The sequence below is a fragment of the Pseudomonas wadenswilerensis genome (assembly GCF_900497695.1).
GTDB lineage: Bacteria > Pseudomonadota > Gammaproteobacteria > Pseudomonadales > Pseudomonadaceae > Aquipseudomonas > Aquipseudomonas wadenswilerensis.
Genome location: NZ_UIDD01000006.1, coordinates 247290 through 272079 on the forward strand (window position 1 = coordinate 247290; position 24790 = coordinate 272079).

Sequence of the window (24790 nt, forward strand, 5' to 3'; positions counted from 1 at the left end):
GGGGAGGGGTAAAGCAAAGGGGCCGCAAATGGCCCCTTTGTTGTTTGCGCGTGTCAGATCTTGAAGCTGTCGACCAGTTGCTTCAGGCGCCCGGCCTGCTGGGCCAGGGCATCGCAATGACGCAGGGTGTCATTGAGGTTGGCCACGCCTTGCTGGTTCAGCACGTTGATCTGGGTGATGTCCAGGTTCAGGCTTTCGACCACGGCGGTCTGCTCTTCGGTCGCGGCAGCCACCGACTGGTTCATGCCGTCGATCTCGCCGATGCGCTGGGTCACGCTGCTCAGGCGCTCGCCGGCCTGGTTGGCGACCAGCACGCTTTCTTCGCTGGAGACCTGGCTGGCGTTCATGTTGTGCACCGCCTCGCGGGAACCGACCTGCAGGGTGGTGATCATCTTGTGGATTTCTTCGGCCGACTCCTGGGTGCGGTGGGCCAGGTTGCGGACCTCGTCGGCAACCACGGCGAAACCACGCCCGGCTTCACCGGCACGGGCCGCTTCGATGGCAGCGTTGAGCGCCAGCAGGTTGGTCTGCTGGGAGATGCCCTTGATCACGTCGAGGATCTGGCCGATGTCATCGGTGCTGGCGTTGAGGGTTTCGATCTGCTCGCAGGATTCGCTGATCTTCTGCGACAGCGAAGTCATTGCCGAGATGGTTTCCTGCACCACCTGACGACCGTCGTTGGCCTGCTCGCTGGCGCCGCTGGCGTGTTGCGAGGCGTCGGCGGCGTTGCGGGCGATTTCCTGGGTGGCGGCGCCCAGCTCGTTGATCGCTGCGGCCACGCTGTTGGTGCGCATGCTTTGTTCTTCGGAACCTGTGATCGAGGCGTTGGAGGCGCTCATCACACGCTCGGACAGGTCGTGAACCTGGCGAGTGGCCGAGGACACTTCGGCAATCGAGGCATGAATCCGCTCGACGAACTGGTTGAAGGCACCGGCCAATTCACCGAACTCGTCCTTGTTCTCGACGACCAGGCGGCGGGTCAGGTCGCCTTCGCCCTGGGCGATGTCCTGCATGGCACGGCCCATGGTGGTCAGCGGACGCATCAGCACTGGAATCAGCAGGCTCAGCAGGCCGGCGATGGCAGCCACGGCGATCAACATGGCGATGATGGCCGAGGTGCGGAACTGGCTCAGACCTGCGTAGGCTTTGTCACGGTCGATCGACAGGCCGATGTACCAGTCAGCCGTCGGCAGACCGCTGACCGGGGCGAAGGAAATGATCCGGTCCTGTTTGTTCAGGGTCACCTCGTGGGTGCCCGGGGCGATATGCAGGTTGCTGCCCGGGTAGATGTCCTTGAGGTTCTTCATCACCTGGTCTTTGTCCGGGCTGACGATCACCTGGCCGTTACGGTCGACCAGGAAGGCGTGGCCGATACCGCCGAAGTCCACGGCATTGATGATGTCGACCAGGGTTGCCAGGCTCAGGTCGCCGCCGACCACGCCGAGCAGCTCGCCGTTGGCCTTGCTCTTCACCGGCATGCCAATGGTGACCACCAGGCCGCCGACCGCGGCCATGTATGGCGGGGTCAGCATCGTCTGGTTGGCGGTCACGGCAGCGGTGTACCACGGACGCTGGCGCGGGTCGTAGCCGTCGGGCATCTTCGCGTCCGGACGCTGGGTGAACACGCCGTTGGACTGGCCGACATAGGTGAACTGGAAGTTGCTGGTGTACGAAGGCTGGTCGACCAGCCCCGGGAGGTCGGCGTTGGCGCCCTGGTGGGCGACGTCCTGGGCGAGGTTTTCCAGGACCAGGATGCGTCCGCTCATCCAGTTCTGCACACTGCTGGCGGCCAGCGCGCCGGCCTGCTTGACCGACGAGTCGATGTTCTGTCGGATGGTGCTGCGTTGCAGATAATCGTTGTAAAGCGTGAACAGTGCAAATGCCAGAACCACGACGCCGCAGGCGCACAGCAGGATCTTGTGGCGAAATTTCAGGTTCATGTTCCGAGACCTTGTGCCAGTAAAGAGGAGTGCCGAGCGGCGCTTTTGGCGTGTGCTCGTACCTATCCAGACGGGTATCGGCCGCGAAACTGAAAAATTGATAGGAAGTTTTGCCGCAGGGGCTGACAGGATTTTCCTACGGCCTGCTCTGGCGTGCGTGTTGCAGCCCGGTGCGTTACTGCGCGCCCAGTAAACGCACCAGTTCCTGGGCGGCTTTTTGCAGCGGCTGGTGCTGGCGCCAGAACGCATGCACCGGCAGTTGCAGCTCGTTGCGGGTGTTGCTGAAATCCAGGCGCACCAGGCGTCCCGCGTCCAATAAAGGCGCCACGCGCGACAACGGGAAGTCGCCCCAGCCAAGGCCGGCTTCGACCATCTCGATGGCCATGGCCAGGCTGTCGGTGCGCCAGTGCGCCTTGCCGATCAGGGCGCGGGTGTCGCTCAGCGGCAGGTCGCGGCTGGCTACCAGGATCTGCCTTACGTTGGCCAGGTCTTCAAGGTAGACGATTTGCCGTGGGCGTTGCTGCAGGGCCGGGTGCTGTGGGCCGATGCAGGCCACCAGCGATTCCATGCCGATGTTCTGAAAGCGCTGCCGGGCGTCCACCGCCAGCCCGGCAAAGGCCAGGCACAGGCTGACGCGGCCGTCGTGCAGCAGTTGCAGGGCATCTTCCTGCGGGGTCGTCAGCACCTCGACATCCAACAGTGGATGACGCTCGCTGATGGTTCTGATCGCTGCCAGCAGGCGCGTGTGGTCGATGTCCGGTACCACGCTGATGCTCAGGGTGCTTTCCAGCCCCTGGGACAACTCCAGTGCATGCACCTGCAACTGCCCGAGCTGATTGGCGATCATCCGTGCGTGGGGTTCCAGGGCTTGGGCCATAGCGGTGGGGCGGGTTTCCCGGTGGGTGCGTTCGAACAGGGTGAAGCCCAGCTCCGCTTCGAGGTTGCCGATCGCCATGCTCACTGCCGAAGGCACTCGGCCCAAAGCCCGGGCGGCGGCGGAAAACGAACCGCGGTCGAGCACGGCGAGAAATAGTTCGATGTTGTCGCTGGAAAAGTTCATGGCAATCTCCTATCAGCCAATCTGATAACTGCTGACTTTGGCTGTCAAGAAGATTGACGCATGCTTGCCCGCCTCAGCTGCCCCAAGGGGCGGCGTTTTTATGCAAAGCCGAGGTTAGCAACGTGCAAGGTGTCAAACGCAAACTGGTCTATGTGACCGCCTATGAACTGATCGGCCTGTGCATGTCGACCCTGGGCCTGGCCTACCTGGCCGACAGCGCGCCGAGCAATACCGGGCCGCTGGCGGTAATGATCACTACCATCGCCATGGCCTGGAACTTCATCTACAACACCCTGTTCGAGTACTGGGAAAGCCGTCAGGCCAAGCGCGGTCGAAGTGTTGCCCGGCGGCTGGCGCATGCGATCGGCTTTCAGCTGACCCTGGTGGTGTACTTGATTCCGCTGATTGCCTGGTGGCTGGACATGAGCCTGCTTGAGGCCTTTGTCGTCGACCTGGCCTTTATCATTCTCATCCCGTGCTACACCTTCATCTACAACTGGCTGTTCGACCGGATCTTCGGCTTGCCGACCTCGGCCCAGGCCCAGCCGGACAATCGCGTCACCGCATAAACCGCGCCTTTATTGGGCGGGCAGGGTGATCACCTGGGCGGCGGGCTGTGGCTCGCGCTCGGGGCCTTCGGCGGCCAGCAGGCTGTCTTCTATCTCCCCCGACAGGTAGTAGACCCCGGCCATGGCGCCGGTCTTGCGGTTCTCCATCAGTTCGCGCCATTCCTCGTTCAGTGCCACGTTGAGGATCACTCGCAGCTGCTCGATCATCGCCGGTTGTTCACGGTTGTGGGTCATGACGCCGATACCGGTTGCCGCCAGGGAAATCACCGTGCCCGCCGCGCGACCGACGGCCGCCGCCACTGCGCTGGCAATGCCCCGTGGCGCCAGGGTGGCGCCGAGCTTTTCACTGGCTTGCCGGGCGACCGATGACAAGCCGATGTCCGAGCGCTGGGTGCCGGCGCGCACGGCACTGTGCATGCGTTTGATCAGCGCCGTATAAGCGGGTTGCTGCTCCAGCGGTTTGCTGTACAGCAGTTGATGAAGCGAAGCGTTGTTATTGGCCGGTGGCCCGAGGCCGATGGCCTGGATCCGCGTCAGGTGCAGGTTGAACTGCTCGGGTGGCGCGCGGTAGCGCTGGGCAATCTGCTGCAACTGCTGGCCAAGCAGCTGGATATACAGCTCCATGGCCCGGTCGCGAATGGCTTCGGGGTCGATTTCCTTGGCCACCGGGTCCAGCACCCGCTCGTGGTACTGCTGCTGCAGGTACAGGGCCAGGCGTTTTTCCGGCGGATCCTTGCCGTCGCCGCTGTTCATCTTGTACCAGGCCACTTTCATGGTCAGCCATTGCTGGGTCCAATAACCGGTGAACCAGGGGATGAAGTCGCTTTCGGTGTACTGCTGCACACGCTCCTTCCACACCCGCATGGAGCGCCGGGCATAGTCGTTGACCGAACTGGTAGTGGCCAGCGACGCGTCGATGATGTCCCGGTCGATCTGTTGCCAGGTCGCGGCGCTGACCGGGATGGGCGGCAGTTCCGGGGCCTTTTGCCGTGAGCCGCAGCCGCCCAGCGCCAGTAAAAAGGCGAGCAACAGGGCGATGAGCGGGGAACGCGGCATCAACTCGCAGCCCCCTTGTGGTTTGGGAAAGGTCGAACGCGGTGGTTACTTGAGTATAGGTGCCGTCACTCGGGCTGCTGTTCGGCCTCGGCCTGATCCAGCGCCTCGACGATCTCTGCCCAGATTTCCCGGCAGAAAAACCACACCCAGGTGGCGTTCAGCACGCGGTCAATATGGCGCCGCCACCAGCTGTCGCGGCGGGCTTGCAGGGATTGCTCGATCTCCTCGTGCAGCCAGGTTTCGTCGAAGCCGGTCCAGATCGGCGGTACTGGCGTCATGATGTTGCTGTAGCAGGCGGGGGCGACTTCGCTGTAGAAGATTTCTTTCAGCAGCTCGCGGTCAAAGCCAACGAGGTGGCGGGCGATCCAGAGGTATTCGATGTGGGTGTCGACGAACGCATCGGACATCGCCACTTGCACCTGGCGGCGCTGCTGCGGCGTCATTTGAGGCGCAGGTGCAGCAGCGGGTAGGGGTTGCCCTGGCCATCGCGGGCCGAGCGGCCTACTTGTTCGAAGCCTTGCTTGAGATAAAAGCCGACGGCCTGGGGATTTTGCTCGTTGACGTCGACTTCGCGCACGGCCAGTTCGCTGATTACTTGCCTGAGCAAGGCCTTGCCCACGCCCTGGCCGCGCGATTGAGGATCGACGAAAAGCATTTCCAGCTTGCCTTTGCTGACCCCGGCAAAGCCGCGGATCTGGCCCTGGTTGTCGTGCCAGGCACGCAGCTCGACAGCGGGCAGGTAGTCGTTGAGGATCAGCGGGCGCAGCTGGTCGACGTAGCCTTCGGGCAGAAAGTCATGGGTGGCGCGTACCGAGGCTTCCCAGACGGCAGTCAGGGTCGGGTACTGGTCGGGGTCTACCGGGGTGATCCTTTCGTTCATCAGCATGCTCATCTATGTGTAGGAGCGGGCTTGACCCGCGATAACGTCCTGTCTGCCACATCGTATCGCGGGGCAAGGCCCGCTCCTACACCAGACCGCTGTTCCCGGTGAAAATCCTCAATCATCCAGGTTGAGCTTGGCCTCGATATGGTCCAGATGCTCATGCATCAACGCCAACGCGGCCTCGCCATTGCCGTCCTCCAGCGCATCGATAATCGCCGCGTGTTCCTGCCAGGCACAATGGCTGCACGGCCGTGCTTCGTACTGGGCAATGATCAGCGAGGTTTGCGGTACCAGGCCGTTGAGAAAACGCGCTAACGGCACGTTGTCGGCCATTTCCGCAAGTTTCAGGTGAAACTCGCCACCCAGGCGAATCGCCGTGCAGCGCTGACCTTGCTCATGGTGCTGACGCTCGCGGGCCACCAGCTCGCGCAGTTGGCGGATCTTCGCCGGTCGTGAACGTTTGGCCGCCAGGCTGATCAGGGTGGTTTCGGCCAGGCGCCGGGCGCTGAGGATCTGCCGCGCATGCTGTGGGTCGGGTGCGGCCAGGCGCGCGGTGTGGCTTGGGCGCTGGACGATCACCTGTTGATCCGACAGGCGCCCGAGCACCCGGCGGATTACCGTGCGGCTGACCCCGAAGGCATCGCCAAGCGCTTGTTCGGTCAAGGCGCTGCCAGGGGCCAGGCGCTGTTCGAGGATGGCATCGAACAGGCGCGGGTAGATCTGCTCGGCCGACAATCGGCGCTCACCCTGGGCGAGCAGCGAGGGCAGGGCGGTGTCATGGGCGTGGGCGCTGGCGTTCATGGTCGCACTCCTGGGGTCAGTTGCCCGGATGATCGTCCGGGATGTTCAGTTCGATACCCATGCGCCGGCCTTCCTGGAGGATATGGTGGCGCATCTGCGCGCTGGCCTGGGCGCTGTTCTTGTTGCGGATGGCGCGCACCACCGCTTCGTTTTCCTCAAGTCTTGCCGCCAGATGCTCGGGCGAGTTGCGCAGCACTGCGGCGCTTTGCTTGAGGGCATTGCTGGTCTGTTGCACCACACTCTGGAAGATCGGGTTGGCGGTCAGGGTGAACAGCTCTTCGTGGAAGGCGATGTAGGCGTTGACCCCGGCTTCGCTGTCTTCGGCCTCAAGCGCTTCGCGCATGTCCATAAGGGTCAGGCGCAGCTGGCCGATTTCCTTGCTGCTGATCGACTGTGCCACCAGGCCGACGATGAAGGGTTCGAGGGTGTAGCGCAGTTGCAGCACGTCTTCCAGGCTGGCCTCGGCGACACCGCTCTGGGGCATGGCGGTTTCTGCCGCATCGGCGTCCAGCACCTGCACGCCCTTGCCTGGCATCGAACGCACCAGGCCGAGGGTCTCCAGCACGGTCACCGCTTCACGCAGGCTCGGTCGGCTGATGCCCAGTTGTTCGGCCAGTTCACGCTGGCCCGGAAGCATGTCACCGGAACGCCACTGGCCGCGGGCCAGGGCCTGGCGGAGTTTTTCCACCACTGAGTTCACTACTGTCGATGAAGTAATCATTGTTCACTCCATGAGAACACTTGCATGGTTTGCTCCTGTGGCCGGCAGTGGGGCTGCCGGCCCTATTGCTCAGAACTCTTGTTGATGGGCATTCGGGGTCTTGCGCTGGGCAAAGCCGAAGCCCTGTTTACCCGACAGCACATTGTTGGCCCGCTCCATGTCGATATCGCCTTCCCAGCGGCCGATGGCGACGGTGGCCACGCAGTTGCCGATCAGGTTGGTCAGCGCCCGGCCGATGCCCATGAACCAGTCCACCGCCAGCACCAGCACCAGGCCGACCACCGGGATCGCCGGGATGGCAGTCAGGGTCGCGGCCAGGATTACCAGGGCGGAGCCGGGGATGCCGTGGGCGCCCTTGGAGGTGATCAGCGACACCAGCAGAATGGTCAGCAGGTCGGTCATGGCCAGCGGTGTGCCGGTGGCGTTGGCGATGAACACGATCGCCAGGGTCAGGTAGATCGAGAAACCGTCGAGGTTGAACGAGTAACCGGTAGGAATCACCAGGCCTACCGTCGAGCTGCCGATGCCCAGGTGCTCGAGCTTGCGCATGATCTGCGGCAGCACGGCGTCGGAAGAAGCGGTGCCGAGGACGATGGTCAGCTCTTCGCGCAGGTACTTGATGAACGGCAGGATCTTCAGCCCCGACAGGCGCATCACGGTGCCCAGGATCAGCAGCACGAAGCCGGTGCAGGTCAGGTAGAACAAGGCGACCAGGCCGCCCAGGTGCTGCAGCGATTCCAGGCCATATTTGCTGGTGGTGAAGGCAATGGCGCCGAATACGCCGATGGGTGCCAGGCGCACGATCATGCCCATGATGCGAAAGATGATATGGCTCAGTTCGTTGATCAGCCGCGAGATGCCCGAGGCCGCTTCACCCACCAGGTTCAGGGCGCTGCCGAACAGTACCGAAAACAGCAAGACCTGGAGGATGTTGTTGTCGGCAAAGGCACCGACCACCGAGGTCGGAATCAGGTCCATGAGGAACGCGGCAGTGCCGTGGATGTGCTGGCCGCGTTCGGCCAGGTTGCTGGCTTCGCTGCTGGCCAGTTGGTCCAGGTGAATGTTGGCGCCGCTGCCGATGCCGGAGGTAAAGGCGAATACCAGGCCGATCACCAGGGCGATGGTGGTCAGGATTTCGAAGTAGATCACCGATTTCAGGCCGATGCGCCCGACCTTTTTCAGGTCGCCGGCACCGGAGATGCCGCTGACCACCACGCAGAACACGATCAGCCCGATCAACATCTTGATCAGCTTGATGAAGCCGTCACCGAGGGGTTTGAGTTGCAGGGAAACTTCAGGAAAGCTCAGGCCGCAGGCTATGCCTAGCACAAGGCCCAACACCACTTGGAGGAAGATCGAACGCGAGCACCATTTGAGCATGGGAGGGATCTCTGGTCGGTGTCCCTGCTTCGATGCCACGAGGGGCGAAAGAGCGGAGGACTTAATTATTGTGGTCTTACCGGTATGTCCAGTGCGGGGTCAGTGTAGGCGCGAATTTTTCAGCTTTGCAAGGGGTTTTCGGTCGAAAGGGCAAGAATTGGCTTTACCGGTCTGACCAGTTGAGGTGCAATGCGCGGGCAGAAAAAAGCGGCAGGTTCAGCCTGCCGCTTTTTCCGTGTTGCCGGGACTAAGGCTTGGACAAGGCCAGGTCTACCGCCGCAATCAGCTTGCCCAGGTCCTGGCGTGGGGCCTTGTGAATGACACCAAAGAGGTAGGCACGTTGCTCGTCTTCGTCGTCCTGCTCGGCGAAGAAGGCTTTGAGTTTGATGCCCAGTACCTCGGCAAAGGTCAGCAGGGCTTCCACGCTGGGAGTGTAGGTGCCGGTTTCGAAGCGACTGATGGTCTTGGGGTCAAAACCGGTTTTCTCGCCAAGTTCAGCCTGAGTGAGCCCGGCTACCTTGCGGTAGCGTCTGATGGCCGAACCCAAACTTGAAATTGTCATCGCTTAATTCCCATTTAGAATCAAGAACTTAACGATATCTATCCGCAAGAGACAACGCCACAATTCATCACCTTTGTTTGCATAATGTGATGTAATTCGTAGAATTGATCGTTTGGACAGGTCAAAAGCCATCGAGTTTCAACCGGGGTGAGCCAGCTGAGACTCTTCAGCAAAGCACCCCTGCAGAAGGCTGATCTCGGTGTCGGACGAATGGTTTGTGCGCTGCACAGGACAACCTGGCAGACCACTGCAAATGGAGTTTTATCGTGCGTCTCAACATGCCGGTCACCTCGGTCGAACAGACTTTCGGCGAGGATCAGCGGCTTATTTCCGCCACCGACATCGCCAGCAACATCACCTACTGCAATGCCGAATTCGCCGCTATGAGCGGATTCAGCCAGGCCGAGTTGATCGGTAGCCCGCACAACCTGGTCCGCCACCCGGACATGCCGCCGGCGGTGTTTGCCCTGATGTGGCAGTACCTCAAGGCCGGCCAGAGCTGGATGGGGATCGTCAAGAACCGCTGCAAGAACGGCAACTTCTACTGGGTCAGCGCTTATGTCACGCCAATACTCGAAGACGGCCGCCTGGTCGGCTACGAGTCGGTGCGGGTCAAGCCGAGCCGCGAGCAGGTGCGCCGCGCCGAAGTACTCTATGCGCGGTTGCGTGAAGGCAAGCCGGCGGTCTCGGCCGGGCGCCGTCTGGCCCAGTTGAGCCAGGTGATGAGCCTGCCCCTGGCTGCCGGCGCGCTGGCAGTGGCGGCCAACCAGGCGCTGCCGGGCTGGCCGGGCCAGGGCATCACCCTTGGCCTGTTCGCGATGATCGGCCTTTGGGCCCATAACCGGTTGGGCCGCCAACTCGGGCAGATCGTGGCGTGCTCGAACAACACCTTTGCCGATCAGATCAGCGCCCTGACCTACAGCGATCAACTGGGCCCGGCGGCGCAGTTGCAGATGATCCTGATCAGCGAGGAAGCGCGGCTCAAAACCGCGCTCACCCGCCTGAGCGACCTGGCCACGCAGATGGCCGAAGCCGCCAGCGATTCCAGTCGCCTGTCCAGCAGCACCGAAACCGCGTTGCTTGAACAGCGCGCCGAAACCGACATGACCGCCACCGCCATGACGCAAATGGCCGCGTCCATCGGCGAGGTGGCCGAGCATGTGCAGCAGACCGCAGTCCAGGCACAGACCGCCAACCAACTGGCCGAGCAGGGCAGCCAGGTCGCCGGCACCAGCCGCGAGGCCATCCAGTTACTGGCCAATACTGTCAGCCAGATCAACCAGGCGGTCACCCACCTGGCCGGGCAGACCCAGGACATCATGCTCGCCGCTGAAGTGATCCGCGCGATTGCCGAACAGACCAACCTGCTGGCACTTAACGCCGCCATTGAAGCGGCCCGCGCCGGCGAGCAGGGTCGTGGCTTTGCCGTGGTCGCCGATGAGGTTCGCGCCCTGGCGGCCAAGACCCGGCATTCGACCGTGCAGATCCAGGGTATCATCGAGAACCTGCGCAGCGGCGCCGACGAAGCGGTGAGCATCGCCAGCCTCGGCATCCACGAGGCCGAGCAGGGCGTGGCCCAGGTGCTGGAGGCGCAGCGCGCCTTGCAGGGCATTCGTGCCGCCGTCGAGCGCATCAGCGACATGAGCCAGCAGATGGCTGCCGCCTCGCAAGAACAATCCTCGGTGGCCGAAGAAGTCTCCGAGCAGATCAACAACGTTGCCAGCACGGTGCAGGCCACCGCGCGCAACGCCAATGCCGCGGCCAGCCGCGGCACCGAGCTGGAAAGCATTTCTTCGGGCCTGCGGGCCCTGGTCGAGCGTTTCAATCGCTAACCACCAGGGTGCAGAGGAATTCATGGACGATAACTACCGCGCGGCTGTCGATGCCGCCGCGATCTTTTCCGAAACCGACCTCAGTGGCCGGATCACGTACGTCAACGAGCAGTTCTGCAGCATCTCCGGCTACAGCCGCGAGGAACTGCTGGGGGCCAATCACCGGATCCTCAACTCCGGCCTGCACGGCCCGGAATTCTTCATTGGCATGTGGCGCGCGCTGGTCGCCGGACGGGTGTGGAAGGGCGAGATCTGCAACCGGGCCAAGGACGGTTCGTTGTACTGGGTCGACAGCACCATGGTGCCGTTGATTGATCCGGCCACTGGCAAGGTGCGCAAGTTTGTCTCGATCCGCTTCGACGTCACCGAGAAACGCCAGCTGCTGCACACCCTGCAATGGCGGGTGGGCCACGATGTGCTCACCGGTCTGCCCAATCGTGCCTATCTGTCCGACCTGCTCAACCAGGCCCTGGAGTTCTCGCGCAACGAGGACATTCCGCTGGCCGTGTGCATGCTCGATCTGGATGGCTTCAAGGCGGTCAACGACGGTTACGGTCATGCCAGCGGCGATCTGCTGCTGGTCGAAGTGGCCACGCGCCTCAAGGGCATCCTGCGCGGTGGTGATGCCGTGGCGCGGTTGTCGGGCGACGAGTTCGTGCTGATTTTGCGCCATGTGCAGAACCCGGCGCATTTGCAGGCGGCGCTCGACCGGGTGCTGACCGCGATAGCCGCGCCTTACCAGATCCGCGACCAGGAGATTCGCGTCAGCGCCAGTATCGGCGTGACCCTGTTCCCCCAGGACAACGAAGACACCGACACCCTGGTGCGTCACGCCGACCAGGCGCTGTACGTGGCCAAGCAGAGCGGGCGCAATCGCTTCCACCTGTTCGACGTGTCGCTGGACCAGGAGGTCAAGGCTACCCACCAGACCGTGGCGCGTCTGCGCCAGGCCCTGCACAAGGGCGAGCTGTGCCTGCACTACCAACCCAAGGTCAACATGCACAGCGGCGCGGTCATCGGCTTCGAAGCGTTGCTGCGCTGGCAGCATCCAAGCAAGGGGTTGGTCATGCCCGGCGATTTTCTGCCGCAGGTCGAGCAGACCGACCTGATCGTCGAGATCGGCGAATGGGTCATCGATCAGGCCATGAGCCAGATGCAGCGTTGGCAGGCGCTGGGTCACCAGTGGCCGGTCAGCGTCAATATCGCCGCCCGCCATGTGCAGCGTGATGACTTTGTCGAACGCCTGAAACTGTTGCTGGGCCGTCATCCGGATGTAGCCCCGGCCATGCTCGACCTGGAAATCGTCGAGTCGGTCGCCATTGAAAACATCCAGCGCGTCAGCCAGTGCCTGGAGGCCTGCCAGCGCCTGGGCGTGCAGTTCTCCCTGGATGATTTCGGCACCGGCTATTCGTCGCTCAGCTACCTCAAGCGCCTGCCGACGCGGACCATCAAGATCGACAAATCCTTCGTCCGCGACATCCTCCACGACCAGGACGACCTGGCCCTGACCCGCGCCGTGATCGGCCTGGCCCGGGCCTTTGGCCGCCAGGTGATCGCCGAGGGCCTGGAGACGGTCGAGCATGGACAATTGCTCATGGGCCTGGGTTGCGACGTCGCCCAGGGCTACTGCATCGCCCGGCCGATGCCGGCTGAGCAGGTGATCGACTGGGTTGCCGATTACCAGCAACCCCTGCAGTGGCAAATCCAGTAGGGGCGGGCCTGGAATCCTCTCCTACCAGCGCTGGTCCTCTGTGGGAGCTGGCTTGCCAGCGATCGAGCGCGCAGCGGTCGCACGCCAGGCGACGCCGGGCTCACTAGTACCTCCCCAACTGTACCAAGCCGGCGCCGATCATCAGCCAGATGCCGCCTACAAGCGTCAACCAGCAAGACACCTTCATTCGGCGCTGCAGGTAGGTAGGAAGCTCGTGAATTTCTTCCACTTCAAGGACCCTCCTGCCAATGCCGGTGCTCGGCCAAGCTAGCGCGCCACTGATAGATGCAACCACCAGGGTGCGTGACATAACGCCCCTGCGTCCCCATAGCTGAATTTGTTGCTCCAGCCCGCGATTGTTCTGCAGCGCTGTACACATAACCTCGAAATGTCGTGAGCAGGCGATATGCACGTCGATGGCAACGCCGGATAACGCGATAACGAAAGGCGCCAGGCCGAATCCGATCTGGGCGTTCAGGGGCCAGGTATTGATATCTATCATCGCTGTGCCTCATAGATGCATTCAGGCAAAGAGGCCCGGAACCTAGCACCGACAATCTCGACCTGGCGCACCGCTGGGCGGAATCGGAAACATCCCACAAATATCTATGCGCTGCCCCTGTGGGAGCGGGCCTTGCCCCGCGATCGAGCGCGCAGCGGTCGCAATCCAGGCGACGCTGGGTTGCGTTATTTACGCATTCTTTATGCCCGGCCCAGGCTCTCGATCTCGCCCCTTTACAGCCCCTCTACCGACAATGACCGTCAGCGGCACGTGCCGTAAGGACGGAGAGTTTTCATGAGCATTCTGGACGGGGTGTCACTGCTGTTGGCAGTGGCCTTGATGATCTACCTGCTGGTCGCGCTGCTGCGCGCCGATCGGGGTTAGGAGCGACCATGCACAGTTACGATTACGCGTTGCTGCTGGCGTTCTTTGCGCTGGTACTGCTCCCGGCACCCTTGCTCGGGCGTTTCTTTTTCAAGGTAATGGAGGGCCAGCGCACCTGGCTGTCGCCGCTGCTCGGGCCGGTCGAGCGTGGCTGCTACCGGCTGGCCGGGGTCGACGCCAGCAAGGAACAGAGCTGGCAGCAGTACACCCTGGCCTTGCTGGCCTTCAACCTCGCCGGTTTCGTGCTGGTGTTCGCCGTGCTGCTGTTGCAGGGCTACCTGCCGCTCAACCCGCAGCAGCTGGCGGGGCAGGAGTGGTCGCTGGCGTTCAACACCGCGGTGAGCTTTGTCACCAACACCAACTGGCAGTCCTATAGCGGCGAAGCCTCGGTCAGCTACCTGAGCCAGATGCTCGGCCTGACCGTGCAGAACTTCGTCAGCGCCGCCACCGGCCTCGCCGTACTGGTTGCCTTGTGCCGCGGCATCGCCCGCCGTTCGGCCAGGACCCTGGGAAATTTCTGGGTCGACATGACCCGTGCCACCCTCTACGGCCTGCTACCGCTGTGCCTGCTGCTGGCCTTGTTGCTGGTATGGCAGGGTGTACCGCAAACCTTCGCCGATTACGTGCATGCCCTGACCCTGCAAGGCGCCGACCAGACCATCCCGCTCGGCCCGGCCGCCAGCCAGATCGCGATCAAGCAATTGGGCACCAACGGCGGTGGCTTTTTCGGTGTCAACTCGGCGCACCCGTTCGAGAACCCGACGGCCTGGAGCAACCTGTTCGAGGTGGCCTCGATCATCCTCATTCCGGTGTCCCTGGTGTTTACCTTCGGCCATTACGTCAAGGACATGCGCCAGAGCCGGGCAATCATCGCCGGCATGCTCGCGCTGTTCTTGATCGGCGGCGGCACCGCGCTGTGGAGCGAGCACCAGGCCAACCCGACGCTGAACAGCCCGCTGGTTGAGCAGACCGCGCCGCTGGAAGGCAAGGAAAGCCGCTTTGGCACCACCGCCAGCGTGCTCTGGACGGTGACCACCACCGCCGCCTCCAACGGCTCGGTGAACAACATGCACGACAGCCTCAACCCGCTCAGCGGTATGGTCGCGCTGGTCAACATGATGGTTGGCGAGGTGATTTTCGGCGGCGTCGGTGCCGGGCTCTACGGCATGCTGCTGAACGTGCTGATCGCGGTGTTCCTCGCCGGTCTGATGATCGGCCGCACCCCGGAATACCTGGGCAAGAAACTGCAGGCGCGGGAAGTGCAGTTGCTGGTGGCCACCTTGCTGGTGATGCCGGTCGGCGTGCTGGTGCTCGGCGCCCTGGCGGCCAGCCTGCCAGGCCCGGCAGCAGCGATCAGCAACCCCGGTGCCCATGGCTTCAGCCAGCTGCTGTACGCCTACACCTCGGCCAGCGCCAACAACGGTTCGGCCTTCGCCGGCCTCGGTGCCAACACCACCTTCCACAACGTGATGATCGGCCTGGGCATGCTGATCGGCCGCTTCGGCTACATCCTGCCGGTGCTGGCCCTGGCCGGTAGCCTGGCGCTGAAAAAATCCGCACCGGTGGGGCAGAACAGCTTCCCGACCCACGGCCCGCTGTTCGTCACCTTGCTGGTGGTGACCATCCTGCTGGTCGGTGGCCTGACCTTCCTGCCGGCCCTGGCCCTGGGGCCGGTGACCGAATACCTGAGCCTGGGCTTGTGAGGAACAACTGATGAACATGCCGATTCCTGAAGTAAAGGCGCAGGCCCCCGAGGCTGCGCGCACCACCTTTGCCGCCCTGTGGCGCCCGGCGCTGGTGCAGGCCTTCGTCAAGCTCGACCCGCGTCAGCTCAAGCGCTCGCCGGTGATGCTGGTGGTGGAACTGACCGCGATTTTCACCACCTTGCTGTGTTTGCTGCCCGATAGCCGCGTGCCGACCGGCGTAGCGGTGCAGATCGCCCTGTGGCTGTGGTTCACCGTACTGTTTGCCAACTTCGCCGAAGCCCTCGCCGAGGGCCGTGGCAAGGCCCGCGCCGACAGCCTCAAGGCCGGCAGCCAGGGCCTCAGTGCCCGTCGCCGTACGGCCTCGGGCAGCTTCGAGATTGTCCCGGCCACCAGCCTGCGCAAGGGCGATGTGGTCAAGGTCTCGGCCGGGGAGATGATCCCTGGTGACGGCGAGGTGCTCGAAGGCATCGCCGCGGTCAACGAGGCGGCGATTACCGGTGAATCCGCGCCGGTGATCCGCGAGTCCGGCGGTGATCGTTCGGCGGTCACCGGCAACACCCGGCTGGTGTCCGACTGGCTGCTGATCAGCATCACCAGCAACCCCGGCGAGTCGACCCTGGACCGCATGATCGCCCTGGTCGAAGGCGCCAAACGGCAGAAAACACCCAACGAGATCGCCCTGGACATCCTGCTGATCGGCTTGACCCTGATCTTCCTGGTGGTCGTGGTGACCCTGCAGCCGTTCGCCCATTTTGCCGGTGGCAGCATCCCGCTGGTGTTCCTCGTGGCGCTGCTGGTCACGCTGATTCCGACCACCATCGGCGGCCTCCTGTCGGCCATCGGTATTGCCGGCATGGACCGCCTGGTACGCCTTAACGTGATTGCCCGTTCCGGCCGTGCGGTAGAAGCCGCAGGCGATGTGCATGTGCTGATGCTCGACAAGACCGGCACCATCACCTTCGGCAACCGCCGCTGCAGCGCCCTGCATGCGGCACCGGGCGTCACTGCGCGGGAGCTGGGCGAGGGCGCCTTGCTGGCGTCGCTGGCCGACGATACCGCCGAAGGCAAGTCGATCGTTGAATACCTGCGCCAGTTGCATGACTTCAACGAACCGGCGGCCGACCAGTTCACACCGGTAGCCTTCAGCGCCGAAACCCGGCTGTCCGGCATCGACTATCAGCAGCGTCGCTACCGCAAGGGCGCGGTGGATTCGGTGCTGGCTTTCGTCGCCATGCAGCGCCTGGAAATGCCAGTGCCGCTGGCCCGGGAAGTGGACAAGATCGCCCAGAGCGGCGGCACGCCGTTACTGGTGTGCGTCGACAAGCGCCTGCTGGGGGTTATCCACCTCAAGGACGTGGTCAAGCCGGGCATCCGCGAGCGCTTTGCCGAGCTGCGCAAGCTGGGCATCCGCACGGTGATGGTCACCGGTGACAACCCACTGACTGCCGCCGCCATTGCCGCTGAAGCCGGGGTCGACGACGTGCTCGCCGAAGCCACCCCGGAGAAGAAGCTGGCGCGCATTCGCCAGGAGCAGAATGACGGCCGGTTGGTAGCCATGTGCGGCGATGGTGCCAACGACGCCCCGGCGCTGGCCCAGGCCGATGTCGGCATGGCCATGAACGACGGTACCCAGGCAGCCCGCGAGGCGGCCAACATGGTCGACCTGGACAGCGACCCGACCAAGCTGCTGGATGTGGTCCAGGTCGGCAAGGAGCTGCTGGTAACCCGTGGCGCGCTGACCACCTTCTCGATTGCCAACGACGTGGCCAAGTATTTTGCCATCCTCCCGGCGCTGTTCGCGGCGATCTACCCGCAACTGGGCGTGCTCAACCTGATGCACCTGAGCAGCCCGCAAAGCGCGATCCTTTCGGCGATCGTCTTCAACGCCCTGATCATCGTCGTGCTGATCCCGCTGGCCCTGCGCGGAGTACGGGTGCAGGCCGCCAGCGCCGCCCACCTGCTGCGCCGCAACCTGCTGATTTACGGCCTGGGCGGGCTGATCGTGCCGTTCGCCGGGATCAAGCTGATCGACCTGTTGCTCACCGCCCTGAAGCTGGTCTGAACCAAGGAGATGACCATGACTACCCATATCCGTCCGGCCCTGAGCCTGATCCTGTTGATGACCCTGATCACCGGCGCGGTGTACCCGCTGGTGGTCACCGGCATCGCCCAAGTGGCCTTCCCCGAGCAGGCCAATGGCAGCCTGCTGCGCGACGACCAGGGCCAGGTGCGTGGCTCGCAGTTGATCGCGCAACGCTTCGAGGGCGAGGGCTGGTTTCAGTCGCGGCCTTCGGCGGGCGACTACGCCACGGTATCGAGCAGCGCCAGCAACCTGGCGCCGAGCAACCCGGCGCTGGTCGAGCGGGTCACCAACAGCGCTGCGCAGTTGTACATCGAAGCACAAGGGCCGGTGCCGCTGGCCTTGCTGACCACCTCCGGCAGCGGCCTTGACCCGCACCTGTCGCCAGCCGCGGTGGCCTACCAGCTGCCGCGGGTGGCAGCGGCGCGCCAGGTTGCGCCCGAGGCCTTGCAAGTACTGGTCGAGCAGTCCACCCTGCACCCCTTGATCGGCCCGCCGGTGGTCAATGTATTGGCCCTGAACAGCGCCCTTGAGCGGCTGTCGCCGGCGTCGAAATAAGGACAGGCAGTGAGCATGAGCAATTCCGAACGCGCTGATGCGTTGTTGGCCGGGCTGCCGCGCGAAGGGCGCGGCCGGCTCAAGGTATTTCTGGGCGCGGCACCTGGGGTGGGCAAGACCTACGCCATGCTCCAGGCCGCCCATGCCCAGCTGCGCCAGGGGGTGACGCTGCTGGCGGCGGTGGTCGAGACGCACGGGCGCAGCGAAACCGAAGCGCTGCTCGGCGGTTTGCCCCAACAGCCCCTGCTGCGCAGCGACTATCGCGGCATGCTGCTGGAAGAAATGGACCTTGACGGCCTGCTCAAGGCCCGCCCGCAATTGGTGCTGGTCGACGAGCTGGCCCACAGCAACGCCCCAGGCAGTCGTCATGCCAAGCGCTGGCAGGACGTCCAGGAACTGCTCGCCGCTGGCATCGACGTCTACACCACGGTCAACGTCCAGCACCTGGAAAGCCTCAACGACCAGGTGCGTGGCATCACCGGCGTGCAGGTACGCGAAACCCTGCCGGACTGGGTGCTGCAGGAAGCCTTCGAACTGGTGCTGATCGACCTGCCACCGCGCGAGCTGCTCGAACGCCTGCGCGAAGGCAAGGTGTACGTGCCGGAGCAGGCCCGGGCGGCGATCGATGCGTTTTTCTCCCAAACCAACCTTACTGCCTTGCGCGAGCTGGCCATGCAGACGGCCGCGGCCCAGGTCGATGCCGACCTGGCCCACGGCTACCGCCAGCTCGGCCAGGACGCTCCGGCCTTGCGCGGGCGTTTGCTGGTCGGCGTCGATGGCGATGCCCAGGCCGAACGCCTGGTACGCCACGCCAGCCGGGTGGCGCAGCGGCGGCATCTGCCCTGGACCCTGGTGCACGTGGACAACGGCCGGCTGCGCGACGAAACCGCGCGCCAGCGCTTGCAGGCGGCCCAGCAACTGGCTGAGCGCCTGGGCGGCGAAGTGGTGCTGCTGCGTGCTGGCGAGGTGGCCAAAACCCTGATCCAGCATGCCCTGGAACGGCGCGCCAGCCTGGTGTTGGTCGGCCAGTCGCGCGATCGCCTGCGCCGGCGCCTGTTCGGCGCCGGGGTGGCGACGCGCTTGCTGCGTGATGCCCATGGCCTGGAAATCAACGTGCTCGACCGCGACACCCAGCCCGAGCCGCCGAGCGCGGCGGTGAAAAAAGTCTGGGTGTGGCGCCATTACCTGTTGGCCCTGGCCGCCACGATGCTGGCGTCCGGCCTGGCCTGGGCGGTGGCCAGCGTGCTGGCTTTGCCGAACATCTCCCTGGTGTTTCTCGCCGCCGTGCTGCTGGTGGCGGTGCGCAGCAGCCTGGGCCCGGCACTGGCCTGTGCGGTGATGTCGTTCCTGGCCTACGATTTTTTGTTCATCCCGCCGACTTTCTCGTTCAGCATCCAGCGTGAAGAGGACGTACTGACTTCGCTGTTCTTCCTGTTGATGGCAGCGCTCACCGGTAACCTTGCTGCGCGCCAGCGTCGGCAGTTGCAGGCCCTGCGCGAAACCCAGGAGCAGACCAGCCAGTTGCTCGAACTGTCGCGCAAGCTCACCGCTGCCACCGACCGCCAGGCGGTGTTCACCGCCGCCGGCCAGCATCTGGATGGCTGGCAGGACCTGCAGGTGTGCCTGCTTGAGCGCGACGCCGAGGGCCGTCTGCAGGTGGCCAGTGGCGGCAACCTGCAGTTGAGCGACAACGAACGCGCCGCTGCCGACTGGGCCTGGCAGCATGACCAGGCGGCTGGCCTGGGCAGCGATACCTTGCCCAATGGCCGTTGGTGGTGGTGGCCGCTGTCGGTAGATGACGCGCGCCTGGCGCTGCTCGGTGTGCGCCCGCGCAAGGACGAGCAACTGACCGCCCAGCATTGCCGCCTGCTCAAGGCCCTGAGCCAGCCGCTGGCCCAGGCCCTGGCCCGGGCGCGGTTGGCCGAGCAGCTCGAATCGGCACGCCTGCATGGCGAAACCGAACAGTTGCGCAGCGCCTTGCTGGCCTCGGTGTCCCACGACCTGCGCACGCCACTGACCGCCATGCGCGGCAGCATCGACAGCCTGCTGGCCCTCGGTGAGGCGATCCCCAAGGCTGACCGTCAGGAGCTGCTCGAAGGCACCCGCAATGAAGCCGAGCGTCTGGACCGCTATATCCAGAACCTGCTCGACATGACCCGCCTGGGCCATGGCGGGCTGAAACTGGCGCGCGACTGGGTGGCGCCCACCGATATCGTCGGCAGCGCCCTGAACCGCCTGCGGGTGGTGCTGGCGCCGTTGCAACTGCGCACCGAGGTGCCGGCCGACTTGCCGCTGTTGTTCGTTCACGCCGCGTTGATCGAGCAGGCGCTGATCAATGTGCTGGAGAACGCTGCACGTTTTTCTCCGGCCGCTGGGCGGCTGGAGCTTCAGGTCAGCACTGAGGGCGAGTTGTTGTGTTTTGCCGTCAGCGATGAAGGGCCGGGCATTCCCGAGGCCGACCGCGAGCGCATTTTCGACATGTTCTACACCGCTGCGCGCGGTGACCGGGGCGGGCAGGGCACGGGGCTGGGCCTGGCGATCTGCCAGGGCATGATCGGCGCCCACGGCGGGCACATCCGGGTGGCCGACGGTATCGATGGCAAGGGCACCTGCATCACTTTATGCTTGCCGCTGCCGACCCAACCCGAGCCTGAAAGCGAAGCCCCATGAGCCAGAGCGCGACCCTGCTGGTGATCGATGACGAACCGCAAATCCGCAAGTTCCTGCGTATCAGCCTGAGCTCTCAGGGCTACAAGGTGGTGGAAGCTGGCACCGGCGCTGAGGGCCTGACCCAGGCGGCGTTGGCGCGCCCCGACCTGGTGGTGCTCGACCTCGGCCTGCCGGACATGGACGGCCAGCAGGTGCTGCGTGAGCTGCGTGAGTGGAGCGCGGTGCCGGTGCTGGTGCTGTCGGTGCGGGCCAGTGAAATCCAGAAGGTCGAGGCGCTGGACAACGGTGCCAACGACTATGTGACCAAGCCCTTCGGCATTCAGGAATTCCTTGCCCGGGTGCGTGCCTTGCTGCGCCAGGCGCCGCAGGCTTCCACCACCGCCTCGGCCTTGAGCTTCGGGCCCTTGACCGTCGACCTGGCGTTTCGCCGGGTGACTCTGGACGGCATCGAGGTGGCGCTGACCCGCAAGGAGTATGCCTTGCTGGCGCAACTGGCCAGCCATCCGGGGCGGGTGATCACCCAGCAGCAACTGCTCAAGGATATCTGGGGGCCGACCCATGTCGATGACAGTCATTACCTGCGTATCGTCGTCGCCCATGTGCGGCAGAAGCTCGGCGATGACCCGACGGCGCCGCGGTTTATCGTGACTGAGCCTGGGGTGGGGTATCGGTTGATCGGGCCGGAACAGGGCTGAGGGCTGGGGTTGAATTTTGCTGGCCTCATCGCTGGCAAGCCAGCTCCCACAAGGTCCGGTGTGCACTTTACCTGTGGGAGCTGGCTTGCCAGCGATGAGGCCAGAGCCGTCAACGCCGCTCCGCCTCATAGTTATCCAGGGTATCCCGGGCAATCTCCCGCCCCAGGGCAATCAGCTCCGGCGCTTTGTAGAACTCGAAGAACCGGCATACCCGCTTGGGCACGTTGATCAGTACATCTGGCGGGTACCCGGCAATCTTGTACTGCGCCAGTGATGTCTGCATCACCTCGAAGCTCTGGTTGATCAAGTCCAGCAGCGACGCCGGCCCGACGTTGTCGATGATAAACGAGCCAGTGGCCGATTTTGGCGCGCCTTCAATCTCCGGGGCTGCCGCCGGTTGCTGGGCTTCGGGGTCGGCGGCATCGCTGAGCCAGGGGTTGGGAATCTGCGCTGCCTCGGGTTGCAGCTCCTGCTCGATGCGCATCAGTTGCTCGGCCGGTTTGCGCCGGAACGGCAAGTGCGAGCCCAGGGAGTTGATCAGGTTGTCAAAGCGCAGCTTGAACGCCGCCGGGCGTTCGATCACCGGCAGTTGATACTGCTTCTGGTTGGTCGAGTTGAGGTTCACGGCAATGATCAGGTCGCAGTGGCTGGACACCACCGGGATGATCGGCAAGGGGTTGAGGATACCGCCATCGACCAGCATGCGGTTACCTTGCACCACCGGGGTGAACAGGCTCGGTATCGCTGCCGAGGCGCGCATGGCCTGGTGCAGGCAGCCCTCCTGGAACCAGATTTCCTGTTGGTTGGTGAGGTCGGTGGCCACCGCCGTGTAGGGGATGCGCAGGTCTTCGATATTGACCTCGCCGACAATCTTGCGGATCTGCCCGAAGACCTTCTCGCCCCGAATCGCCCCGAGGCGAAAGCTCACATCGACCAGGCGCAGCACGTCCAGGTAGTCCAGACTCTCGATCCAGTTGCGGTACTCATCGAGCTTGCCGGCGGCATAGATGCCACCAATCACCGCGCCCATGGAGCAGCCGGCAATACAGGCGATGTCGTAGCCTCTGCGCTCGATTTCTTCGATCACACCAATGTGTGCGTAGCCCCGGGCCCCGCCTGAACCCAGAACCAGTGCGACGCGTTTTTTCATGATGCTTCCCCGGTGTTCTGCTTCCATGGTCTAACAATGCGCCCAATTGTGTCTGTGCTTCAATCGTCGCTGGCGCTGCGCTACGCTGAACAGGGCACTTTTCTCGCTGTTTACCGTCGAAGTCGCCACCCTGAACTTTTTTTTGAGGTATTGCCGATGAAAGCCTGGATTTGCCTGCCCCTGATTGCCCTGGTCCTGACCGGTTGCGCTGGCAAGACAGCCTACCGCGACAGCTGCGCCAATCAGCTGGACTCGGCCTGGAAAGAGCTCGACCTGGCCAAGGCCGAAGGTTTCGCCGGTACCGTCAGTTACTCCAAGGCGCTGTCGCTGTTGACCGGGGCCAAGACCCAGCAGCAGTTCGAAGCGTTCGAGGGCTGCAGCAAGAAGGCCGAGAAGGCCCGTTTCTACATTCGTGAATCCCGCGCCGGGCGCTGATACAGGAGTAGACCATGTCGTCGGCCATGCTCGACCACGTCATTGCCCAGGTACTGAGCCTGCAGGTGCGCCTGCTGGCCTGCCAGGCGCGCCTGGCCGCCGATACCGACGGCGAGGCGCTGCACGACCTGCGCATCGGCGTGCGGCGCTTGCGCAGCCTGCTGCGGCCGCTGCGTGAATTGCCCGGAGTCGAGCAGCTGGAAGCGGCTGCCCAGGCGCTGGGTAGCCTGACCACGCCAATGCGCGACCGTGAGGTACTGGCCGCGCAGTTGCTCGAGCGCCGCCAGACGGTCGCGGCGCATACGCGCCTGGCCCATCGCGCGCAGACCTTCGCCAGCGTCGCCGCCAGTGCCGAACTGGCGCGCCTGCTGGCAATCGTCGACGCCTTCCCGGTGTTTCTGCGCGCGGCGCAGCGCCAGGGCTTGATCCGCCGGCTGCAACAGCGCATCGACAAACGCCTGGAAAAGCAGTGGAAGCAGCTACGCCAGGCCCTCGACGATCCTGCCCACGACCGTCATCGCCTGCGCCTGCTGATCAAGCGGGTGCGCTACGCGGCTGAAGCCTACCCGCAACTGCAGCACTCCAACCCACGCCTGCAAAAGGCCCTCAGGCGTGCCCAGGGCGATCTGGGCAGCTGGCACGACCTGCTGCAGTGGCTGCTGCAAGCCGAGCAGCAAAGCGACCTGGCCCCGTGTGTCAGCCATTGGCAAATGCAACTGACCAAGGCCGAACAATGCGCCGATGCCACCCTCGATCGCCTGCAGGAGCAGCTTGCGCAGCGATAGCCCGCTGAAATGGCCGAAATGCGTGCTGTAGACCACTTGCTGGCTGGTTAAGATCAGTTTCTTTTCAAATCGCTGAGGTCGGCATGAACTTCTCACAATTGCTCACGGCGGTCCGCCAGCATCCCCAGGCCGTGACCATTGATTCAAGCTGGGCCCAGGGTCGCGCCTGTTTTGGCGGGCTGATGGCTGCCTTGCTGTATGAGGCCATGCTGGCCAAGACCTCGCCGGGGCGTCCGGTGCGCTCCCTGGCCATCACCTTTGTCGGCCCGGCCGAACCTGAGGTGCCGATCAGTTTCGAAGTGGAACTGCTGCGCGAGGGCAAGGCCGTCAGCTCGCTGCTCGGGCGCGCCCTGCAGAACGGCCAGGTGGTTACCCTGATGCAGGGCAGCTTTGGCAGCGGCCGCGATTCGATGATCGATGTGCCGGCCTTGCCGGCGGTAGAGATGAAGCCGCTTGAGCAATCGAGCACAGAGCTTCCGTACATCAAGGGGGTGACCCCGGAGTTCATGCGCCATGTGTCCCTGCGCTGGGCCATCGGCGGCATTCCGTTCAGCAATAACAAGTCCCGGGACATGGGCGGCTGGGTACGTTTTCGCGACAGCGAACGTGAAGAGCCGGTCAGTGAAGCGCACTTGCTGGCGCTGGTTGACGCCTGGCCCCCGACCTTGCTTTCGCACCTGAACAAACCGGCGTCCGGCAGCACCTTGACCTGGACCATCGAATTCATCCAGCCGGTGCCGAGCCTGACCACCCTGGACTGGTGCCGCTACCACGTCGAAACCGAACATGCCCGAGATGGTTACGGGCATGCGGCGGCCGCGCTGTGGAGCGACAAGGGCGAGTTGCTGGCGCTCAGCCGCCAGACCGTGACCGTGTTCGGCTGAGACGGCTCAATGGCGGTGCCGGTCGCGCCAGGCGCGCCACCAGGCACCGCTGAGTACAAAGCGCGGGAACGTGACGAACTGCTCGACCAGCAGGCGGCCAATGGCATCCTTGCGGTTGGCGAACGGCTCGGGTTGTTCGGCTTCCAGGCGGTGACCCTGGCGTTGCAGGCCGAGCCCGGCGATCAGGGCGATGATGCCAACGGCCAGTTGCCCCAGGTCCAGCGAGAACAACCCCGAAAGCACCAGCAATACGCCGAGGATGAACAACGGCACGGCGATCAGGTGCAGCACCAGGTTGGTCGGGTTGCGGTGGTTGTGGTGGTAGCCACGCCATTGCCAGGCGGGCAGGTTGGGCAGGCGTTTGCTCATGGAAATTTTCCTCAGGGGCTTGCCTGAAGAATAGTGCGGCCCCGGTGAAGGGGCCAA

The 24790-nt window shown here is 64.0% G+C and carries 23 protein-coding genes and 3 pseudogenes; 13 read left to right on the forward strand and 13 right to left on the reverse strand.

All coding sequences use genetic code 11. The annotated features are described in order from the left end of the window. Window positions 1-53: 53 nt before the first annotated feature. The 3 genes and pseudogenes from CCOS864_RS28720 to CCOS864_RS09985 form a co-directional block, all read right to left on the reverse strand. Window positions 54-839, reverse strand: coding sequence for a methyl-accepting chemotaxis protein (locus CCOS864_RS28720; RefSeq protein ID WP_415842527.1), 786 nt, complete (start codon window positions 837-839; stop codon window positions 54-56). A 117-nt stretch (window positions 840-956) separates the two neighbouring features. Continuing rightward, window positions 957-2189, reverse strand: a pseudogene (locus CCOS864_RS28725) (cache domain-containing protein); the annotation flags it as partial. Continuing rightward, a complete protein-coding gene (locus CCOS864_RS09985) occupies window positions 2116-3000 on the reverse strand; it encodes a LysR family transcriptional regulator (protein WP_115086149.1) in 885 nt (294 codons plus the stop codon). The pseudogene CCOS864_RS28725 and the gene CCOS864_RS09985, both read right to left, overlap by 74 nt. A 122-nt stretch (window positions 3001-3122) precedes the next feature. On the opposite strand from CCOS864_RS09985, the gene CCOS864_RS09990 reads away from it, so the two are divergent. Further along, window positions 3123-3569, forward strand: coding sequence for a PACE efflux transporter (locus CCOS864_RS09990; RefSeq protein WP_115086150.1), 447 nt, complete (start codon window positions 3123-3125; stop codon window positions 3567-3569). Between the two features lie 9 nt (window positions 3570-3578). Here the strand turns inward: CCOS864_RS09990 and CCOS864_RS09995 are convergent, their stop codons facing one another. The 7 genes from CCOS864_RS09995 to CCOS864_RS10030 form a co-directional block, all read right to left on the reverse strand. Then, entirely contained in the window at window positions 3579-4625 is a 1047-nt protein-coding gene (locus CCOS864_RS09995) for a hypothetical protein (protein ID WP_115086151.1), read from the reverse strand. Between the two features lie 65 nt (window positions 4626-4690). After that, a complete protein-coding gene (locus tag CCOS864_RS10000; RefSeq protein ID WP_115086152.1) occupies window positions 4691-5068 on the reverse strand; it encodes a DUF7079 family protein in 378 nt (125 codons plus the stop codon). After that, window positions 5065-5511: a GNAT family N-acetyltransferase gene (locus CCOS864_RS10005; RefSeq protein WP_415842526.1), complete on the reverse strand. Its 447-nt coding sequence runs from the start codon at window positions 5509-5511 to the stop codon at window positions 5065-5067. Before CCOS864_RS10005 ends, CCOS864_RS10000 begins: the two co-directional genes overlap by 4 nt. A gap of 111 nt (window positions 5512-5622) precedes the next feature. Next, window positions 5623-6309, reverse strand: coding sequence for a GntR family transcriptional regulator (locus tag CCOS864_RS10010; protein WP_115086153.1), 687 nt, complete (start codon window positions 6307-6309; stop codon window positions 5623-5625). Window positions 6310-6325: 16 nt separating this feature from the next. Next, on the reverse strand, window positions 6326-7030 hold the full coding sequence (locus tag CCOS864_RS10015; protein WP_115086154.1) for a FadR/GntR family transcriptional regulator: 705 nt from the start codon (window positions 7028-7030) through the stop codon (window positions 6326-6328). A gap of 69 nt (window positions 7031-7099) precedes the next feature. After that, window positions 7100-8410 (reverse strand): C4-dicarboxylate transporter DctA, encoded by a 1311-nt coding sequence (locus CCOS864_RS10020; protein WP_038994418.1) that lies wholly within the window; start codon window positions 8408-8410, stop codon window positions 7100-7102. A gap of 247 nt (window positions 8411-8657) precedes the next feature. Beyond that, complete coding sequence (locus tag CCOS864_RS10030; protein WP_115086155.1) at window positions 8658-8972, reverse strand: helix-turn-helix domain-containing protein; 315 nt, start codon at window positions 8970-8972, stop codon at window positions 8658-8660. Window positions 8973-9355: 383 nt separating this feature from the next. Here CCOS864_RS10030 and CCOS864_RS28730 point away from each other — a divergent pair. From CCOS864_RS28730 to CCOS864_RS10040, 3 genes and pseudogenes are all read left to right on the forward strand, one after another. Further along, window positions 9356-9520 (forward strand): annotated as a pseudogene (locus CCOS864_RS28730) (PAS domain-containing protein); the annotation flags it as partial. A gap of 270 nt (window positions 9521-9790) precedes the next feature. Continuing rightward, a pseudogene (locus tag CCOS864_RS28735) lies at window positions 9791-10804 on the forward strand (methyl-accepting chemotaxis protein); the annotation flags it as partial. 22 nt (window positions 10805-10826) lie between these two features. Beyond that, on the forward strand, window positions 10827-12515 hold the full coding sequence (locus CCOS864_RS10040) for a putative bifunctional diguanylate cyclase/phosphodiesterase (RefSeq protein ID WP_115086157.1): 1689 nt from the start codon (window positions 10827-10829) through the stop codon (window positions 12513-12515). A 103-nt stretch (window positions 12516-12618) separates the two neighbouring features. On the opposite strand, the gene CCOS864_RS10045 is transcribed toward CCOS864_RS10040, so the two are convergent. Beyond that, window positions 12619-13017, reverse strand: coding sequence for a hypothetical protein (locus tag CCOS864_RS10045; protein WP_115086158.1), 399 nt, complete (start codon window positions 13015-13017; stop codon window positions 12619-12621). Between the two features lie 294 nt (window positions 13018-13311). Here CCOS864_RS10045 and kdpF point away from each other — a divergent pair, with 294 nt between their 5' ends. The 6 genes from kdpF to CCOS864_RS10075 are packed head-to-tail and all read left to right on the forward strand — an operon-like array spanning window position 13312 to window position 21110. Beyond that, on the forward strand, window positions 13312-13401 hold the full coding sequence (kdpF, locus tag CCOS864_RS10050; protein WP_036996387.1) for a K(+)-transporting ATPase subunit F: 90 nt from the start codon (window positions 13312-13314) through the stop codon (window positions 13399-13401). 8 nt (window positions 13402-13409) lie between these two features. Then, on the forward strand, window positions 13410-15104 hold the full coding sequence (kdpA, locus tag CCOS864_RS10055) for a potassium-transporting ATPase subunit KdpA (protein WP_115086159.1): 1695 nt from the start codon (window positions 13410-13412) through the stop codon (window positions 15102-15104). A gap of 10 nt (window positions 15105-15114) precedes the next feature. After that, entirely contained in the window at window positions 15115-17169 is a 2055-nt protein-coding gene (kdpB, locus tag CCOS864_RS10060; protein ID WP_115086160.1) for a potassium-transporting ATPase subunit KdpB, read from the forward strand. 15 nt (window positions 17170-17184) lie between these two features. Next, window positions 17185-17745 carry a potassium-transporting ATPase subunit KdpC gene (kdpC, locus tag CCOS864_RS10065; RefSeq protein WP_115086161.1) on the forward strand — a complete coding sequence of 187 codons (561 nt, stop codon included), beginning with the start codon at window positions 17185-17187 and terminating at the stop codon, window positions 17743-17745. Window positions 17746-17760: 15 nt separating this feature from the next. Further along, a complete protein-coding gene (locus CCOS864_RS10070; RefSeq protein WP_115086162.1) occupies window positions 17761-20415 on the forward strand; it encodes a sensor histidine kinase in 2655 nt (884 codons plus the stop codon). Next, window positions 20412-21110, forward strand: coding sequence for a response regulator (locus CCOS864_RS10075; protein WP_115086163.1), 699 nt, complete (start codon window positions 20412-20414; stop codon window positions 21108-21110). Before CCOS864_RS10070 ends, CCOS864_RS10075 begins: the two co-directional genes overlap by 4 nt. 109 nt (window positions 21111-21219) lie before the next feature. On the opposite strand, the gene CCOS864_RS10080 is transcribed toward CCOS864_RS10075, so the two are convergent. Continuing rightward, window positions 21220-22260 (reverse strand): patatin-like phospholipase family protein, encoded by a 1041-nt coding sequence (locus CCOS864_RS10080; protein ID WP_115086164.1) that lies wholly within the window; start codon window positions 22258-22260, stop codon window positions 21220-21222. 156 nt (window positions 22261-22416) lie between these two features. Between CCOS864_RS10080 and CCOS864_RS10085 the strand changes: the two genes are divergently transcribed. The 3 genes from CCOS864_RS10085 (at window position 22417) to CCOS864_RS10095 (ending at window position 24364) form a co-directional block, all read left to right on the forward strand. Then, window positions 22417-22695 carry a hypothetical protein gene (locus CCOS864_RS10085; protein ID WP_028941416.1) on the forward strand — a complete coding sequence of 93 codons (279 nt, stop codon included), beginning with the start codon at window positions 22417-22419 and terminating at the stop codon, window positions 22693-22695. A 14-nt stretch (window positions 22696-22709) separates the two neighbouring features. Beyond that, entirely contained in the window at window positions 22710-23480 is a 771-nt protein-coding gene (locus CCOS864_RS10090; RefSeq protein ID WP_115086165.1) for a CHAD domain-containing protein, read from the forward strand. Window positions 23481-23563: 83 nt separating this feature from the next. Next, window positions 23564-24364: an acyl-CoA thioesterase gene (locus tag CCOS864_RS10095; RefSeq protein ID WP_115086166.1), complete on the forward strand. Its 801-nt coding sequence runs from the start codon at window positions 23564-23566 to the stop codon at window positions 24362-24364. 6 nt (window positions 24365-24370) lie between these two features. On the opposite strand, the gene CCOS864_RS10100 is transcribed toward CCOS864_RS10095, so the two are convergent. Continuing rightward, window positions 24371-24733 (reverse strand): Mpo1-like protein, encoded by a 363-nt coding sequence (locus tag CCOS864_RS10100; RefSeq protein WP_115086167.1) that lies wholly within the window; start codon window positions 24731-24733, stop codon window positions 24371-24373. Window positions 24734-24790 lie beyond the last annotated feature (57 nt).